10 protein-coding genes, 1 tRNA gene and 2 pseudogenes are annotated in these 17,665 nt (G+C 42.7%); 9 read left to right on the top strand and 4 right to left on the bottom strand.

What is annotated here, in order from left to right; all coding sequences use genetic code 11:
- Positions 1 to 2 precede the first annotated feature (2 nt).
- The gene (rmuC, locus tag CIK90_RS06800; protein ID WP_094464676.1) at positions 3 to 1,631 is read right to left on the bottom strand and encodes a DNA recombination protein RmuC; all 1,629 of its coding nucleotides are present in this window, start codon (positions 1,629 to 1,631) and stop codon (positions 3 to 5) included.
- Positions 1,632 to 2,801: 1,170 nt separating this feature from the next.
- On the opposite strand from rmuC, the gene CIK90_RS06790 reads away from it, so the two are divergent.
- The 7 genes and pseudogenes from CIK90_RS06790 (at position 2,802) to CIK90_RS06760 (ending at position 13,497) form a co-directional block, all read left to right on the top strand.
- The gene (locus tag CIK90_RS06790) at positions 2,802 to 5,006 is read left to right on the top strand and encodes a sodium-translocating pyrophosphatase (RefSeq protein ID WP_094464669.1); all 2,205 of its coding nucleotides are present in this window, start codon (positions 2,802 to 2,804) and stop codon (positions 5,004 to 5,006) included.
- Positions 5,007 to 5,033: 27 nt separating this feature from the next.
- Positions 5,034 to 5,444, top strand: a pseudogene (locus CIK90_RS06785) (family 20 glycosylhydrolase); the annotation flags it as partial.
- A gap of 275 nt (positions 5,445 to 5,719) precedes the next feature.
- Positions 5,720 to 5,800 (top strand) — tRNA-Leu (locus CIK90_RS06780).
- A 400-nt stretch (positions 5,801 to 6,200) separates the two neighbouring features.
- Positions 6,201 to 9,062 (top strand): type I restriction endonuclease subunit R, encoded by a 2,862-nt coding sequence (locus CIK90_RS06775; protein WP_094464667.1) that lies wholly within the window; start codon positions 6,201 to 6,203, stop codon positions 9,060 to 9,062.
- A 30-nt stretch (positions 9,063 to 9,092) separates the two neighbouring features.
- Positions 9,093 to 10,649 (top strand): type I restriction-modification system subunit M, encoded by a 1,557-nt coding sequence (locus tag CIK90_RS06770; protein WP_094464666.1) that lies wholly within the window; start codon positions 9,093 to 9,095, stop codon positions 10,647 to 10,649.
- Positions 10,650 to 10,690: 41 nt separating this feature from the next.
- Positions 10,691 to 12,106 (top strand): RhuM family protein, encoded by a 1,416-nt coding sequence (gene rhuM, locus CIK90_RS06765; RefSeq protein WP_173849317.1) that lies wholly within the window; start codon positions 10,691 to 10,693, stop codon positions 12,104 to 12,106.
- 89 nt (positions 12,107 to 12,195) lie between these two features.
- The gene (locus CIK90_RS06760) at positions 12,196 to 13,497 is read left to right on the top strand and encodes a restriction endonuclease subunit S (RefSeq protein ID WP_094464665.1); all 1,302 of its coding nucleotides are present in this window, start codon (positions 12,196 to 12,198) and stop codon (positions 13,495 to 13,497) included.
- Here the strand turns inward: CIK90_RS06760 and CIK90_RS06755 are convergent.
- A complete protein-coding gene (locus tag CIK90_RS06755) occupies positions 13,490 to 14,134 on the bottom strand; it encodes a restriction endonuclease subunit S (protein ID WP_094464664.1) in 645 nt (214 codons plus the stop codon). The genes CIK90_RS06760 and CIK90_RS06755 overlap by 8 nt on opposite strands.
- A 19-nt stretch (positions 14,135 to 14,153) precedes the next feature.
- Here CIK90_RS06755 and CIK90_RS06750 point away from each other — a divergent pair, with 19 nt between their 5' ends.
- Complete coding sequence (locus tag CIK90_RS06750) at positions 14,154 to 14,651, top strand: restriction endonuclease subunit S (protein ID WP_094464663.1); 498 nt, start codon at positions 14,154 to 14,156, stop codon at positions 14,649 to 14,651.
- On the opposite strand, the gene CIK90_RS14545 is transcribed toward CIK90_RS06750, so the two are convergent.
- Positions 14,644 to 15,117 (bottom strand): restriction endonuclease subunit S, encoded by a 474-nt coding sequence (locus tag CIK90_RS14545; RefSeq protein WP_256387354.1) that lies wholly within the window; start codon positions 15,115 to 15,117, stop codon positions 14,644 to 14,646. The genes CIK90_RS06750 and CIK90_RS14545 overlap by 8 nt on opposite strands.
- Positions 15,118 to 15,282: 165 nt before the next feature.
- Positions 15,283 to 15,762: pseudogene (locus tag CIK90_RS14540) on the bottom strand (restriction endonuclease subunit S); the annotation flags it as partial.
- A 101-nt stretch (positions 15,763 to 15,863) separates the two neighbouring features.
- Between CIK90_RS14540 and CIK90_RS06740 the strand changes: the two are divergent.
- Positions 15,864 to 16,790 carry a site-specific integrase gene (locus tag CIK90_RS06740; protein WP_094464661.1) on the top strand — a complete coding sequence of 309 codons (927 nt, stop codon included), beginning with the start codon at positions 15,864 to 15,866 and terminating at the stop codon, positions 16,788 to 16,790.
- Positions 16,791 to 17,665 lie beyond the last annotated feature (875 nt).

Raw genomic sequence — 17,665 nt, 5'->3', positions numbered from 1 at the left:
AATCAGCTTTCGCTCTCGTCATGGAGCATCGCTGTAGCATCTGTTTCTATAAATAAGGAGTCGTTCATGTCGTTGAGCGACTTCTTCTTTTTATTCTCTTTGGCACCTGCCTTAATCAGGTTTTTGGCAGCTGTGATGATGCTTGGTCCGCTGTCGGCGGTGGTAATTTTCAGTTTGGAAATCTTCTTGATGGTATCGTTCATGCTCGATTCCACCTCCATGAAACGAATGCCAAAGTCCTGCACACGGTCTATCACGGTATTGGCAGCATTCATCATGTCCTGCTGGTTTTGGAGTTGTCTCACCTGTGTCCACATCATCTCCAATACGCGCAAGTTCATATACATGGTCTGCGGACCGAGTATCAACACCCCTTCATCGTAGGCTTCGCGCCATAGCGAGTTGTCGTTGAGTAGAGCCAGATTGAGTGCCCCTTCTATCGGCACATACATAATGGCGAAATTGAGTCTGTTGTATCCGCTTGGCAGATATTTGGTATATTCCTTTTTTGCAAGTCGCTTCACCTGTGCTCTTACGCTGGCGATGTGTGCTTTAAGATAATCTGACTTCTCGGTTGTGCCGTCTTCTGCATTCATATATCGCTCATAGTCTGTCAGCGACATTTTTGAATCGACCACCACATGGCGGTTGTTGGGGAAATGCAGAATGAAGTCGGGTATCAGTCCCTTTCCGTCTTCGCCTTTTGCCGTTTTTCCTGCTTTGTCGCGTAGTGTTTCCTGCGTGTCAAACTGTTCACCCTCTTTCAGTTCAAGGTCTTCAAGGAGTTGTTTCAGTTTCAATTCGCCGAAGTTGCCCTGCACTTTCACCTCACCGGTAAGAGCTCTGGTCAGTCGGTCGGCAGTTTCTCCCAGTTCTGCACTCTTCTGCATATTGATTTTGATGGTCTCGTCGAGTCGGGTGAGTGCTTCGTTTTGTTGTTCCTTCGATTTATCGAAAGCCTCCTGCATATCCTTCAGGCTCTGTTGCAACGGGTCGATAATCTTCGACACCTGTTCTTTGTTTCTCTCTCCCAACTCTTCCTGTCTGCGCTTGAGCACTTCTTCCGATGTGGTCTGCATCTGCTCTTTGATGAGTTTTATCTGACTGTCAATCTGTTCGCGGTTCATTTGCTTCAGCGCTTCTATTTGTTTTTCGGCACCCTCTTTGGTTTGTTCCAGTTGTTTCTCGTGCGAGGTTTTCAGTTCTGCAATCTGTGTTTCGTAAGAAGCCTTGAAGTCGGCGAGTTGTTTCTCAAAAGTTTCTTTCAGTTCGCTTTCCCTTTTGACATTGCGATCCCTTTCGGTATTGATAGTTTGTTGGGTATTTTCCTTTAGGGCGCTCATCTGTTTTTCGAAGTCAGTTTTCTGTAAAGTCAACTGTGCACAGAAATTCTCAGCGTGAGTTTTCTGCACATCGCGCTCCGATGTAAGTGTTATGATTTGATTCTGTTGATTGGCAATGGTGCTTTCCTGTGCTTGTATTTTCCTGGTCAAGTCAGTCAGTTGTGCGTGTAGATTGTCAATCAGTTCGGCATTGTTTTGTCCGTTACCTTTGCTTTTGTTGCCTAATGCGAAGCCTACTGCCACCATGATGACAGCTACCACAGCAATAATGATGAGATATGTTACCATACGTTTTGATGTGTTGGGAATGTTGCGGGTTATATTGCATGCAAATATATAAAAATTAAATGAGAGAGGCGAAGATGTTGACATAAAAATCTTGCTTTATCATTATTTTCTTTGGCTGAATCCTTGTTGAAGATAATTCTGTGAAACAGAAAATGCCCAGTTTACTTTTTTGGAAACTGTTATATTGTTATCTGTAACGCATAGTTTTAATTGTATCGAATTCGGTACAATTAAGAATCTGATTATAGAACTGCCCCTTTTAAAAAATGTAATTATAGAGACAACTATCGTCTTGAATAGACGATACGGTCTCCGTACTTGGAATCCATTAAATTTTTGTTTTCTAAAAATTTCGACCACACGACCACAGGTATAGTGTAATGTATTGTAAGATAGTGATTTGTTGCTGTGGTCGATTGCTTCGAACCCGTATTTTCGACCACACTTCGACCACACATGATTTTCCAGATAATCATTGTTGATATTTGCGCGAAGTAAATAAAAATTATTATCAGGCATTTTCAAACGGCTGACAAAGTTATTATCCAACGTTAGGTAAAGGTGTTATCCAACGTTTGACAAAGGTGTTATCCAACGTTAGATAAAAGTATTGTCAAACGTTAGATAAAGGTGTTGTCAAACGTTGGATAAGGGTGCTGTCAAACGTTAGACAAGGGCCTTTTCAATGTTGGAAACAAGTTGTTTCAAATATCAGAAAGGAGTGATGTCAAATATTGTGCAATAGTGTTGTCGAATGTATGATAAGGGTGTTGTCGAGCATCTGAAAATATCAAGCCTATATTGGACTCTATTGTGGTTTCGCAGCTTTTATGGTTACAACAGCAGATTGGGCATGGTGTTTGGAGGGTGGTCGAATGGTGGTCGAAAACCATGTTTTTTTAGAATCGACCACCGCTGTAAGTTGTTGAAAAGACGAATGATATGCGGAAATGGTGGCCGGTGGTCGAAAAAGTTGAGACTCGCGTGTGCGTGTGCGCGAGGAAATGTTGATCCAGAATAGAGATGTGTGCGCAATGGAAAATAAATTTGTTTGGGTCGAAAAAAATAATGGATTTTGCTTTTTCGTATCGATATATTTCGTAAATTTGCAATATCGTTTTCCTAACGATGATTGCCGTATATAATTATTAATCTAAAAACTATATTGTTATGAACAACATTCCATTAGTGTTTTGGCTGATTCCGATTGCCAGTATTGTTGCATTAGGAATGGCATGGTATTTCTTCCGCACCATGATGAAGGAAGATGAAGGTACAGAGCGAATGAAAGAAATTGCAGCACATGTGAGAAAAGGTGCAATGGCTTATCTGAAACAACAGTATAAGGTAGTGACTATCGTCTTTATAGTGCTTGCCATCGTATTTGCTTTCATGGCGTACGTACTGAAAGTGCAAAATCCATGGGTACCCTTTGCATTTCTCACCGGCGGTCTGTTCTCCGGACTGGCAGGTTTCTTCGGTATGAAAACCGCCACCTATGCATCAGCCCGTACCGCTAACGGAGCGCGCACCGGACTGGACAAAGGATTGCGGATAGCATTCCGCAGTGGTGCGGTGATGGGACTCGTTGTGGTAGGTCTTGGACTGCTCGATATCGCCATTTGGTTTGTTGTACTCAATGCCGTTTATGAAGGCGAAAATACTGCACTCATCACCATCACAACCACCATGTTGACCTTTGGCATGGGCGCTTCCACCCAAGCACTCTTTGCCCGTGTGGGTGGAGGAATATACACCAAGGCTGCCGATGTGGGTGCCGACCTCGTGGGCAAGGTAGAAGCCAATATCCCAGAAGATGACCCACGCAATCCAGCCACCATTGCCGACAATGTGGGCGACAATGTGGGCGATGTTGCCGGAATGGGTGCCGACCTCTACGAGAGCTATTGCGGTTCGATACTGTCAACCGCCGCTTTGGGCGCTACAGCCTTTGCCATGAATGGCGATATGCAGTTGCGCGCAGTCATTGCCCCGATGGTGATAGCCGCCATAGGCATATTCCTGTCGCTTATCGGCATATTCTTGGTGCGCACCAAAGAGGGAGCGTCGATGAAAGAATTGCTCCACTCGCTGGGGCTTGGCACCAATGTCAGCGCCGGACTCATTGCCGTAGCCATCTTTGTGATACTCTATCTGCTGGGTATAGAAAACTGGTTAGGACTCAGTTTCTCCGTTATCAGCGGTCTTGTGGCAGGTGTGGTAATCGGTCAGGCAACGGAATATTACACCTCGCAAAGTTATCGACCGACACAAAAGATAGCAGAGGCATCGCAGACAGGACCAGCCACCGTTATTATTAAAGGAATAGGTACGGGAATGATCTCTACGATGATACCCGTAGTCACCATATCGGTGGCTATCATGCTGAGCTATCTCTGTGCCAACGGTTTCGATATGTCGCTCTCGGCAAAGTCTATCAGTATCGGCCTTTACGGTATAGGTATTGCAGCCGTGGGCATGCTGTCAACGCTCGGCATCACCCTTGCCACCGATGCCTATGGACCCATTGCCGACAATGCCGGCGGCAATGCTGAGATGAGCGGACTGGGTGAAGAAGTGCGTGAGCGCACCGATGCCCTTGATGCCCTTGGCAATACTACTGCTGCTACAGGCAAGGGCTTTGCCATCGGATCGGCTGCCCTTACGGCTCTCGCTCTACTTGCTTCCTATATCGAGGAAATCAAGATTGCCATGATACGTGCCGTGGAAAACGGCAAACAGTATTTTGATGCAGCAGGAAATGTGTTCGACCCAACGAATGCAACGACCATAGACTTCATCAATTTCTTCCAAGTGAATCTCATCAATCCGAAGGTCCTGGTAGGTGCTTTCCTCGGAGCAATGGCTGCCTTCCTGTTCTGCGGATTGACCATGGGTGCCGTAGGTCGTGCTGCCGAATCGATGGTGCAGGAGGTGCGCCGGCAATTCCGAGAAATCAAAGGAATACTTGAAGGCAAAGCCACACCCGACTATGGTCGCTGTGTGGAGATAAGCACACGTGGTGCCCAGCGCGAGATGATCATTCCTTCGCTGCTTGCCATCGTTATCCCCATCGTGGTGGGTCTTGTGCTTGGTGTGGCTGGTGTGCTCGGTCTGCTCACTGGCGGACTTGCTGCTGGTTTCACCCTTGCCGTGTTTATGTCTAACTCTGGTGGTGCATGGGATAATGCCAAGAAGATGATAGAAGAGGGCCATTTCGACGGAAAGGGCAGTGAGAACCACAAGGCCACCATTGTTGGCGATACCGTGGGCGACCCATTCAAGGATACCTCTGGTCCCTCGCTCAATATTCTTATCAAGCTCATGTCGATGGTAAGTATCGTGATGGCAGGACTGACCATCATATTCCTGTAACGGCGTGTTGCCTTTGCATGGCGCGACGGACTGACCGATAAGGCGCTTCAAGCTGCTGTGGAAAACAATGCCCGCATCATGCTATGTCCAGGAGAACATTGCTATTTCGACTATCCAATGGCCAAGGGCGATATGCCTGAAGTCAACTGGGGTATGCCGACGACCACACTCAAGGATACTTATAGCCTTGATCCTGCATGGGGACACGATAAGAAGTTTGAAGAGAACAACTTGTTTGGTGTGGCTGGAACGCTTTGGAGTGAATGTATCACAACACCTGAGCGCATCTATTATCAGGCTTATCCCCGTGCCATAGCATTGGCAGAGGCAGGATGGAGTCAGCAGGAAAACCGCTCATGGGAGTCGTTCCTCCAGCGCATGCGTCCATTGGCTAATGACATGATGCGTCGTGGCATATCGTTCTCGATGGAATACTGACGGTAGAAACCAATGGTAGAGACAGACCGTCTGTATGGCAGCGGCATCCGTCTCTGCCTCTATCCATGATATGAATTAAACCCAAGTTGGTCACCATGTCGATTTGGGTTTGATTCATTCCTTTGTTTTTGGTATAATGTGTATTCCCTTTGAGTGTCATGCGTTTCCCTTTCCGGTATAAAGTGTATTCCATACCAATATCATGCACAAATGAAAAGAAAAACGGATATTCCTTTTGCAGTTCGCATCTTTTTTACTAATTTTGCAGCCGAAATGCGCCTGTGGCGGAATTGGTAGACGCGCTAGACTTAGGATCTAGTGTTTCCGACGTGCAGGTTCGAGTCCTGTCAGGCGCACGAAATCAATCCCAATTGCTTATTCCAAGCGATTGGGATTTTTGCTTCTTGGTTTTAGAAATTGCCGAGTTATTAAGAGTTTACCTGTATAAGCCTCGGCAAAAGTGTCATAATATCAATTTCAACATATTATTTTCACGCATAAAAGAGAAAACAACCCTATAGTTGTGTTTTTTCATTAAAATAAGTTATCTTTGTAGGCAAAATGGCGAAAGTCCAAATGTAATTGGAACGAAGCGAAATACGTCTAAGTGGATATTCATTTCCTGCAAATGGATGAATAGCCATGTTCCATTTCATAGCACGTTTTCTCGCCATGGCAGAGCTTAAGTAAACTTAGCTCTGCTCATCTGGCTTAACGAAAACCTTCTTATAAGTGTAACGATAAAAAAGATAAGATATGCCTGTACAAAGTGAAGCTGCCCTCGAAAACGGACTTATAGATACTCTTCAAAAGATGAACTACGAGTATGTTCATATTCAAGAGGAGAAGAACCTGTCTGCCAATTTCAAGAAACAGTTGGAGAAACACAACAAAAAGAAATTGGAAGAATTGGGACGCACTGAGTTTACGGAGGCTGAGTTTGAAAAGATACTTATCTATCTTGAAGGTGGCACTCGCTTTGAAAAGGCAAAGAAACTGCGTGACCTCTTTCCGCTTGAACTGGAAAGCGGTGAACGCTTATGGGTGGAGTTCTTGAACCGTACTCATTGGTGTCAGAACGAGTTTCAAGTTTCCAATCAAATTACGGTTGAGGGCAGAAAGAAATGCCGTTACGATGTGACGATACTTATCAATGGTCTGCCTTTGGTTCAGATAGAACTAAAGCGCAGGGGTGTGGAACTGAAACAGGCATACAACCAGATACAACGCTATCACAAGACTTCTTTCCATGGACTGTTTGATTACATCCAACTGTTCGTCATATCCAATGGTGTGAACACTCGCTATTTTGCCAACAACCCGAATAGCGGATATAAGTTCACTTTCAACTGGACGGACGCCGCAAACGTTCCATTCAACGACTTGGAGAAGTTTGCCACAGTGTTCTTCGACAAGTGTACGTTGGGCAAGATTATTGGCAAGTACATTGTATTGCATGAGGGAGACAAATGCCTGATGGTGCTTCGCCCTTACCAGTTCTATGCCGTGGAGAAGATTCTCGACCGTGTGGAAAACTCCAATGACAACGGCTATATCTGGCATACAACAGGAGCAGGCAAAACCTTGACTTCTTTCAAGGCTGCCCAACTTGTATCGGAGTTGGACGATGTGGATAAGGTGATGTTTGTGGTTGATCGCCACGACCTTGACACGCAGACCCAAGCCGAATACGAGGCTTTTGAACCTGGTGCCGTTGACAGCACCGACAATACAGACGAATTGGTGAAGCGTTTGCACAGCAATTCAAAGATCATCATAACCACCATACAGAAACTCAATGCCGCTGTCAGTAAGCAGTGGTATAGCAGTCGTATTGAGGAAATACGCCATTCTCGTATCGTGATGATATTCGATGAATGTCATCGAAGCCATTTCGGAGATTGCCACAAGAACATCGTAAAGTTCTTCGACAACACGCAGATATTCGGCTTTACAGGTACTCCTATATTTGTTGAGAATGCGGTGGACGGACATACCACAAAGGAAATCTTCGGCAACTGTCTTCACAAATACTTGATTAAGGATGCCATTGCCGATGAAAACGTGCTTGGTTTCCTTGTGGAGTATTACCACGGCAATGAGGATGTGGATAATGCCGACCAAGACCGCATGACGGAGATAGCAAAATTTATCCTTAATAATTTCAATAAGTCAACATTCGATGGAGAGTTTGACGCATTGTTTGCCGTGCAGTCAGTGCCGATGCTAATCCGTTACTACAAGATATTCAAGAGCCTCAATCCGAAGATTAGGATTGGAGCAGTCTTCACATACGCTGCCAACAGTAGTCAAGATGATGAGCAGACCGGTATGAACACTGGCGGTTTTGCAAGCGAAAGTACAGGCGAGGCAGACGAACTGCAAGCCATTATGGATGATTACAATAATATGTATGGAACGAGTTTTACTACAGAAAATTTCCGTGCATATTACGATGACATCAACCTCCGCATGAAGAAAAAGAAGGCAGACATGAAGCCTCTTGACCTTTGCTTGGTTGTCGGTATGTTCCTTACAGGCTTTGACAGCAAGAAACTCAACACGCTCTATGTTGACAAAAACATGGAGTATCACGGTTTGCTGCAAGCGTTCAGCCGTACCAACCGTGTGTTGAACGAGAAGAAGCGTTTCGGTAAGGTGGTTTGCTTCCGTGACTTGAAAAACAAGGTGGATGAGTCCATCAAACTTTTCAGCAATGGCAACCCAATAGAAGTTATTGTGCGCCCACCGTTTGATGATGTCAAAACCCACTATCAAGAACTGACAAAGAACTTCTTGGAGCATTATCCCGAACCGCACTATGTGGACTATTTGCAAAGTGAGAACGACAAGATGCAGTTTATCCTCGCTTTCCGTGACATTATCAAAAAGCACGCAGAGATACAAGTGTATGACGAGTTTGAGGAGGATGCTCCCGACCTCGGAATGACAGAACAACAGTTTATGGACTTCCGTAGCAAGTATCTTGATATATACGATTCGTTTGCTGTGCAAAACAAAGAGCAGTCAACGACATACCAAGTACCAGAGGACAATCCAGGCATGGTTGGTGAACCAGACCCTCATGAAGAAGAAACAACTGGTATGGGCGATATTGATTTCTGCCTGGAACTCCTGCATAGTGATATTATCAATGTTGCCTATATCTTGGAGCTGATTGCAGACCTTAATCCATACAGTGAGGACTATTCAGAGAAGCGTAAGCACATCATCGACACAATGATAAAGGATGCCGAACTTCGCAGTAAGGCAAATCTCATTGACGGATTTATCCAGAAGAATGTGGATGATGACCGTGACAACTTTATGGCTCGCAAACAAAAGGCTGATGGTACAAGCGATCTTGAAGAACGGTTGAACAACTATATCGTCACTGAGCGCAACAATGCCGTAAATACACTTGCTAAGGATGAGGATTTGGATGCTTCCGTGCTCAATCATTACCTCTCAGAATATGACTATTTACAAAAAGAAAAGCCAGAAATCATACAAGAGGCATTGAAAGAAAAGCACTTGGGGCTGATAAAAAAACGTAAGGCATTAACAAGAATACTCGACCGACTGCGTTCTATTATAAGAACATTCAGTTGGGAATAATATAAAAAACGATAAAAAGGAAATAACGATATGAGCGAAGAATTACAACAGAAACTCCGTGACCAACTTTGGGAAGTTGCCAACAAACTGCGTGGCAACATGTCGGCAAGCGACTTCATGTACTTCACCCTTGGCTTTATCTTCTACAAGTATTTGTCGGAGAAGATAGAGAAACACGCCAATGACGCATTGGTGGATGATGAAGTTACATTCAAAGATTTGTGGGCTATGGAGAAGGACGAAGACGTAGAGGCGTTGCAGGAAGAGGTGAAGACTGAATGTCTGGAGAATATCGGCTACTTCATTGAACCAAACTTCCTGTTCTCGTCTGTCATTGAGAGCATTAAGAGAAAGGAGAATATCCTGCCAATGCTCGAACGCTCATTGAAGCGTATTGAGGACAGTACCCTCGGACAGGACAGCGAAGAGGATTTTGGCGGTCTATTCTCTGACATTGACCTTGCTTCACCTAAGTTGGGCAAGACGGCCGATGATAAGAATACATTGGTCAGCAATGTTCTTCTTGCCCTTGATGATATTGACTTTGGCGTAGAAGCATCGCAAGAGATAGATATTCTCGGTGATGCCTACGAGTATATGATCAGCCAGTTTGCCGCAGGTGCTGGCAAGAAAGCTGGCGAGTTCTATACACCTCAGGAAGTGAGCCGTATCTTGGCAGAGATTGTAACCATCGGTCACGCTCGTCTGCGCAATGTCTATGACCCTACCTGTGGTAGTGGTTCGCTGTTGCTCCGTGCAGCAAGCATCGGCCATGCGAACGAGATTTTCGGACAGGAGAAGAACCCTACGACCTACAACTTGGCTCGTATGAATATGCTTCTGCATGGCATCAAGTTCAGCAACTTCCGCATAGAGAATGGCGATACCTTGGAGGCTGATGCTTTTGGCGATACACAGTTTGACGCTGTGGTAGCAAATCCTCCTTTCTCTGCTGAATGGAGTGCAGCCGATAAGTTCAACAACGATGATCGCTTCAGCAAGGCAGGACGCTTGGCACCACGCAAGACTGCCGACTATGCCTTTATTCTCCACATGATTTATCACCTTAATGAGGGTGGCACAATGGCTTGTGTCGCTCCTCATGGTGTGTTGTTCCGTGGCAATGCCGAGGGCGTTATCCGCCGTTTCCTCATCGAGAAGAAGAACTATGTGGATGCCATCATCGGACTTCCTGCCAATATCTTCTATGGCACAAGCATCCCGACATGTATCTTGGTGTTCAAGAAATGTCGTAAGGAGGACGACAACATCCTCTTCATCGACGCAAGCAAAGAGTTTGAAAAGGTCAAGACCCAGAACAAACTCCGTCCGCAGCATATCAAGAAGATTGTTGAAACCTATCGTGAGCGCAAGGAGATAGAAAAGTACAGTCATCTTGCCACACTGCAAGAAGTGGCTGAGAACGACTACAATCTCAACATTCCTCGCTATGTAGATACTTTCGAAGAAGAAGAGCCTATTGACATTCGTGCCGTCATGAAGGAAATCAAGGAGCTGGAAGCCAAACGAGCCGACCTTGACAAGGAGATTGAAGGGTATGTGAAAGAGTTGGGATTGGTAGAATAGGCTTTTTTACCAAGTTGGTAAAATTTTAGAAGATTTTCAATATGGCTGAGAAAGATAATATACCAGAAATGCGTCCTACGTTTGATGCTATCCGCAGGACTGACGAAAACAACAAGGAATATTGGAGTTCGCGCGACCTTTGTAATGCTATGGGATATTCTACTAACTGGAAATTCCAAAATGTCATAAATAAGGCAATTGCCGTAGCCAATCAAAAAGGAATGAAGATTGATGACCATTTCAACCAAACGGTTGATATGGTCAAGCTCGGTAGTGGTGCATATAGAAAGGTGAACATATTCCGTTTGTCTCGTATGGCGTGCATGATTATAGCTGAAAATGCAGACGGAAAGAAACCTTTAGTGCAACAAGCAAGAGAATATTTTTCGCAGTCCGTTTCTACCACAGAACTTATCCAAAACTCACTGGAATCCAACATATTGCTGTATAAAACAGCACAAGGTGAAACCCGCATAGAAGTGATATTCAACAACGAGACATTTTGGATGTCGCAAAAACGCATGGCAGATTTGTTTGGCGTAGACCGAGCAACGATTGCTTATCACCTTTCTCAAATTTATGAAAGTGGAGAACTTACAAAAGAGGCAACTTGTAGAAAAATTCAACAAGTTCAACTTGAGGGTGAGCGTGATGTTGAACGTACTCCTTTGTTCTACAACCTTGATGCCATTATTGCCGTAGGTTACCGTGTGAACAGCTATCAAGCAACTCAATTTCGTATATGGGCAACTTCTGTGTTGAAGGAGTTTATCATCAAGGGGTATGTACTTGATGACGAACGCTTGAAACAAGGCAAGCATTTCGGCAAGGATTACTTTGACGACTTGCTGGAACGCATCCGTGAGATACGGACGTCTGAACGTCGCTACTATCAGAAGATAACGGATGTATATGCAGAGTGTAGTGCTGATTATGATGCAAAATCAGAAAGTACCAAATTGTTCTTCAAGATGGTGCAGAATATGATGCACTTGGCTGTCACACATCATACCGCAGCAGAGATTGTCTATAACAGAGCTGATGCCGAACAACCACACATGGGGCTTACCACATGGAAAAAAGTACCTAACGGACGAGTACAAAAGTCGGACACAATTGTAGCCAAGAACTATTTGTCGGATACCGAACTTAATCAACTCAATGGCATAACTACTTCATTCCTTGACTTTGCTGAGACTCGTGCCCAACGCCATATCATTACAACAATGGAAGATTGGCGAAAGCGACTTGCCCAGTTCCTTACGGCAATGGACTATGAGACAAACCCTTCGGCAGGAACTGTTTCGCAAGATGAAGCAAGAGCAAAGGCTTATGGAGAATATGAGAAATATAAACTCATCCAAGACCGTTCATATATTTCTGATTTCGACAGATTTAATAATGGTGATGACGATATGCCTCTGCTTCCTTTCGACCTCAATCCAAAGGAGAACTGAAATCTTCCACAACTTGTGGAAATTTTAGGGAGATAATTTGTCCACCAAGCTGGTAGACTATTTCAGAACGATCAAATTAAGGATTAAAAATGACAACGACAAAAAATAACGAACATAAGAAACTCAATTTTTCGAGTGAGCGAGAGCAGAGCCAAGCTTGCTTGAACTCTGCCGAGCATGAGAAAAATCAAGGACGAAAAGTCCTTAATGTCCCAAATCTCAGATTCCCGGAGTTTCAGGGGGAGTGGGAGAAAACTAAGTTTGGTGATATTGCAACAGGTTTTGACTATGGTATGAATGCTGCTGCAAAAAACTATGATGGTGTGAACAAATATATTCGTATCACGGATATAGACGAAGCATCATCCACCTATACAGATAAGGACATCGTTTCTCCAGATGGTGTTTTAACAGATAACTATCTTGTGAATAATCGTGATATATTGTTGGCAAGAACAGGAGCGAGTACTGGCAAATCTTATTTGTATAAAAAATCAGATGGAAAATTGTATTATGCAGGTTTCTTGATTAGAGCGAATGTGACGACACATGACCCTTATTTTGTATTCTCTCAATTACACACCCATAGATATTGGAGATGGGTGTCTATTATGTCTGCACGTTCTGGACAACCAGGCATAAATTCACAAGAATATTCCTCATTTCCAATTTACACAACATCTATCGAGGAAGAAAGTAAAATTGCGAAACTATTATCTCTTCTTGACGAGCGCATCGCAACCCAAAACAAAATCATTGAAGACTTAAAGGAACTAAAGGCTGCGATTATTGAAAAGGTATTCAATGGTCAACATTCAGAAAAGCTACAATTGAATGATGTTGGATCATATATTCGTGGACTAACTTATAGCAGTAACGATATTGTTGAACATGGTGGCACACTTGTTATGCGCTCTAACAATATTATTAATGGAAGTTTGATTGATTACAATAATAATGTTGTTTTCGTTAATAAGCAAATGTCAGCAGAACAGCAATTACAAAATGGTGATGTTGTTATCTGTATGGCAAACGGAAGTTCTTCTTTGGTTGGCAAATCTTCTTTCTATGACGGCAGCTGTCATTCTCCTATAACCGTTGGTGCATTTTGCGGTATATACCGTTCTAAAGAACCAATTGTAAAATGGTTATTTCAAACAAACAAATACCGTAGATATATTTGGAACTCTTTGCAAGGGGGTAATGGTGCAATTGCAAATTTGAACGGGGAAGATATACTAAACATGTCATTTTCAATCCCTAATGCCCCCATCAAGGACACTTGTGTAAAGATGCTTGCATCAGTGGATTCTGCTCTTGAAAACAATATGTCGCTCTGTGCATTATACACCTTACAGAAGCAGCACCTACTCCGCCAAATGTTTATATAAACATCTGGCGGAGTAGATACTGCTTTTGCTTGTTCAATAGTTCTAATAAATCTGTTTCCATTCTTATCTTCTGCCCCAATGTAAATAGGCGTTTTCCTATTAGTTGCTGCATTTCAAAAGAGGGAAGAGAAAGAGGAATATTACATAGTCCTTCAAAAGACAAGCATTGTCTAACACTTCCCTCTAATCTCTTTTGTATTTCACAATAGAAATGCTTCGATTCAAAATAGTAATCAATGTATTCAGGTACTACGTTTCCTTGGGTTCGGAAGCAAATATACATAGGACTAACGATGCCTTTTTCAAAAGTTGTCAGGCGAGCAATAGAACCAACGTTTATTCGTGCAGGATTAAAGGCAAAGTCGTTCTGTTCTACGATCTTGTAGTTAGAAGTATCTTCGCTTGCAATATTCCTATTTTCAAATTGATCACTCTGCTTTATGAAACCTTGACGATTGCTAACCGACAAAACATTTTTAATCGCATTGTTTTTATTACGCTTAGAAATCTGCTCAATAACATCGCCTATAGGCGAAGTGGTTTTAGTATTAGGCGTATATTCAATTTCAATAATCGCAGCCCTACAAGCCACAAAATCCTTAATCAAGGGAATTAGTAATAGAATTTTTGCATCCATACAAGGAATTGAATATAGAATGGGTGATATTGTTACAATTACTAATGGAAATAGTAATGTGCAAGATGCTGTTACACAATCAAAGGATGATTTGTATCCTTTCTTTGATAGGTCTGAGGATATAAAATATTTGCCTACATTCTTGTTTGACAAAGAAGCTATTATATATCCAGGTGAAGGAACTGAATTTATGCCACGATATTTCAAAGGGAAATTCGCTTTACATCAAAGATGTTATGCCATTTTTGACTTCAACGAAATTATAAATGCTCGTTTCCTATATTTTTATCTAAAGACGCGAAATTCTTATTTCGTCAAAAATGCTGTGGGCTCAACAGTGCCTTCATTAAGACTTGACACGTTTCAAAAGCTTAAAGTTATTATTCCACCGACGAAAACACAACATAGTGTATCTTCATGTCTTTCTTCTATGGAGCAGAAGTGTAATGTCGAAAAAAAGATTTTACACAAACTATTAAAGCAAAAGCAGTATCTGCTCCGCCAGATCTTTATATGAACATTTGGTGAAGCAGATACTGCTTTTGAGAATTATAGAGGTCAAGCATTTGTCTTTCTGTTTCGATTTTACTATCTATATGACTCAGAATAGAGTATATTCGCTTTTGATTCTCTAAAGTTGGTAGTTTAATACTTGCCTTCTCAAAATCAGCCTTACAAAGGTTGAACCTCGTACTTCCCTGTGCATAGGGATAGATGAACTTGCGAAATGCTGTTGAAGAAACGTAGTAAGACAGATATGGAGGAAAAGCTACTTCCGTATTTGTGATGTGAATACCAAAGCAGAAGCTATTAAGATACACTTTTTCTTTACCAAGATACACAGACCCTATACCAACTTCTTCTGGAGTTTCCGAAGACAATGTGAACAAAACATCACCGTATTCAGCAACATTCTGTTTCTCATCATCTTTGATTACCACATATTGGAATTCATTTTCATTGATAACATTGTTTGAATACACATTCAGATAAGTTATGAAAGGCTTACCAGAGCCAAAGTCTTGTGCAGACTTCCCAGACAGTCCTGAATATGAAGTGCCGAGTTCTGCAAATGAGGTCAAGACCTTACCTCCATATTGAGCATACAAAGAGTCATTTAGTCCCTTGATTAAGGACTGCAACTTGTCAATGATTTTGTTTTGGGTCGTTATGCGCTCGTCAAGGAGAGACAAAAGTTTGGCTATTTTCTTCTGTTCTTCAATAGACGGCAATCCAATTTCATAGGTTTTCATCTGTTCCTTATCTCCTCTTGGCATTTTTACGCCCTTTGTTCCACTCATCGCAAAGTTGATGAACCTATCATTTGCTATGACATAATGAAGGAAGTCGGGAATGCAAGCAGAAAGAGCCTTGAATACAAACACATCAGCAGAACAACCTCCATCTCTGTCAGCATACCATACTTTCTTCAAATATGGGCGGATATTTGATAATAACACATCACCTTTGCTGAATTTTATAACATTTGTGCTTGATGGTATTTTTGATGCAGCAACAATGCCTTGATAATCTTGTAGCATGTTCTCTGTTGCAACATAATTATCGCAAGATAACTCCTTAGAGTTCAATCGATCTTTTGAGAACTCGGATATATCACCAAGTGTATTTTTCTCCCACTCCCCCTGAAACTCAGGGAATCTGAGATTTGGGACATCAGAGGTCTATTTTCTCTAATTATATATGTACACCTTCAAAATTAAGGATTACAATGACAACAAAAACAATTAGAGAAATTGCGTTGGCTTGGAAAAGTGACAAGCAACGCTACGTTAAGCAGTCTACATACGCTGCTTATGTGTTAGTTTTGGAGAACCACATTCTGCCATCGTTTGGCGATTGTGAGGCTCTGAGTGAGAAACTTGTGCAGGAGTTCGTTTTGCAGAAACTGAATGGCGGACTCAGCATTAAAACGGTAAAGGACATTCTGATAGTCTTGAAAATGGTGATGAAGTTCGGAGTAAAGAACGAGTGGATGAGCTATTGTGAGTGGGACATCAAGTACCCAACGACAGAGACCAACAAGGAAATTGAGGTGCTGACGGTGGCACACCATAAGAAGATACTCGATTTCATCAAACAGAACTTCACATTCCGCAACCTCGGCATCTACATCAGTCTCACTACAGGTTTGCGTATCGGAGAGATTTGCGGTTTAAAATGGTCGGATATCAACACCGACAACGGCACAATTACCGTGAACCGCACCATTGAGCGCATCTACATGGTGGAGGGCGAACACAAGCACACGGAGTTAGTCATCAACACACCCAAGACCAAGAACTCATGCCGTGAGATACCGATGAACAAGGAACTGCTGGCGATGGTGAAGCCTCTGAAAAAGGTGGTAAACACAGACTTCTATGTGCTGACCAATGAAGAAAAACCCACAGAGCCACGCACCTACCGCAACTACTACCATCGGTTGATGGCGCATCTTGACATTCCTCGACTAAAGTATCACGGATTGCGCCACAGTTTTGCAACACGCTGCATTGAAAGCAACTGCGACTACAAGACCGTAAGCGTACTGCTTGGTCATGCCAACATTACAACAACCCTCAACCTCTATGTTCACCCGAACATGGAGCAGAAGAAAAAGTGCATCACCAAGATGTTCAAGTCTTTGGGAAAATAAGACATTATACCTATAGGGGCAAGAGGGTATGTAATAAACACACACTCTCTTGCATCATTTTTATCTACTACGGATTTTTCTTGTGTAGTTTAATACTTCCGTTGAATCCCAAGCCAAAGACAGTACATACCCTATGCAAGATGAATGGAATATCAGCGATGCTATGTAGCTGCACCCTGAATCCTTTGATTTTAGAGTTCTGAGATTCTGCAGTAGCATTGGTAGATCTGTTCAAGAAATAGTTCAAGACATATTCTTGTTAAGTCATAATTATGGGAATACTCAGTCGTTTTAAGTCGTTTTAAGTCATTCCTGTAGTCATTTGAAAAACTTTAAAATGACATATAAGCATACTTGTTTGGTGTGGAGAGTGACATGAAGATGTCTTTGTGAGAATGAAAAGACTGAGGAATAGAGGAAAAAAATATACGTTTCGTCTAATGGTTGGTTAGGGTGGAGGGGGATGAGGATTGTACAGATAACATGTTTTTAGGCTGAAACTTGATAGCACACCATGTCAGGAGGATAGGTCATGGACATCTATTGAAAAACAGGTAATGTCGCTCTCTATTGTAGAGAACGTCAATCGCTGGGAGAGATAACGCCAATCGCTGGTCGCGATATTGCCAATCGCTGGTCGCGATAATGCCATGCGCTAAAAATACAGTATTTAGTACCAATTTCACATCTCCTGTTGTAATCAAACCAGTTACTCGGATTTTTTAAGATCCACGGAATATCCGACACCTTGATAAACTGTTGTTTCTCATCTAAAAGGTGTGGTTTTAGATGGAATTTTGCCTCTGCAATATTAAAAAATCTAAATTATTAGTTAAATAAAATTAAAATCCAGGCTAAAGGGTTGACAACGGGGG

Origin of the sequence: Prevotella sp. P5-126, from assembly GCF_002251185.1 — a bacterium.
Lineage (GTDB): Bacteria > Bacteroidota > Bacteroidia > Bacteroidales > Bacteroidaceae > Prevotella.
The sequence above is the reverse complement of the archived record's forward strand: the minus strand, read 5'-3'. Positions and strand labels throughout refer to the sequence as shown.

Coding starts and splice junctions, on each gene's coding strand:
- rmuC (WP_094464676.1), bottom strand. CDS start 1,631: ATGGTAACATATCTCATCATTATTGCTGTGGTAGCTGTCATCATGGTG.
- CIK90_RS06790 (WP_094464669.1), top strand. CDS start 2,802: ATGAACAACATTCCATTAGTGTTTTGGCTGATTCCGATTGCCAGTATT.
- CIK90_RS06775 (WP_094464667.1), top strand. CDS start 6,201: ATGCCTGTACAAAGTGAAGCTGCCCTCGAAAACGGACTTATAGATACT.
- CIK90_RS06770 (WP_094464666.1), top strand. CDS start 9,093: ATGAGCGAAGAATTACAACAGAAACTCCGTGACCAACTTTGGGAAGTT.
- rhuM (WP_173849317.1), top strand. CDS start 10,691: ATGGCTGAGAAAGATAATATACCAGAAATGCGTCCTACGTTTGATGCT.
- CIK90_RS06760 (WP_094464665.1), top strand. CDS start 12,196: ATGACAACGACAAAAAATAACGAACATAAGAAACTCAATTTTTCGAGT.
- CIK90_RS06755 (WP_094464664.1), bottom strand. CDS start 14,134: ATGGATGCAAAAATTCTATTACTAATTCCCTTGATTAAGGATTTTGTG.
- CIK90_RS06750 (WP_094464663.1), top strand. CDS start 14,154: ATGGGTGATATTGTTACAATTACTAATGGAAATAGTAATGTGCAAGAT.
- CIK90_RS06740 (WP_094464661.1), top strand. CDS start 15,864: ATGACAACAAAAACAATTAGAGAAATTGCGTTGGCTTGGAAAAGTGAC.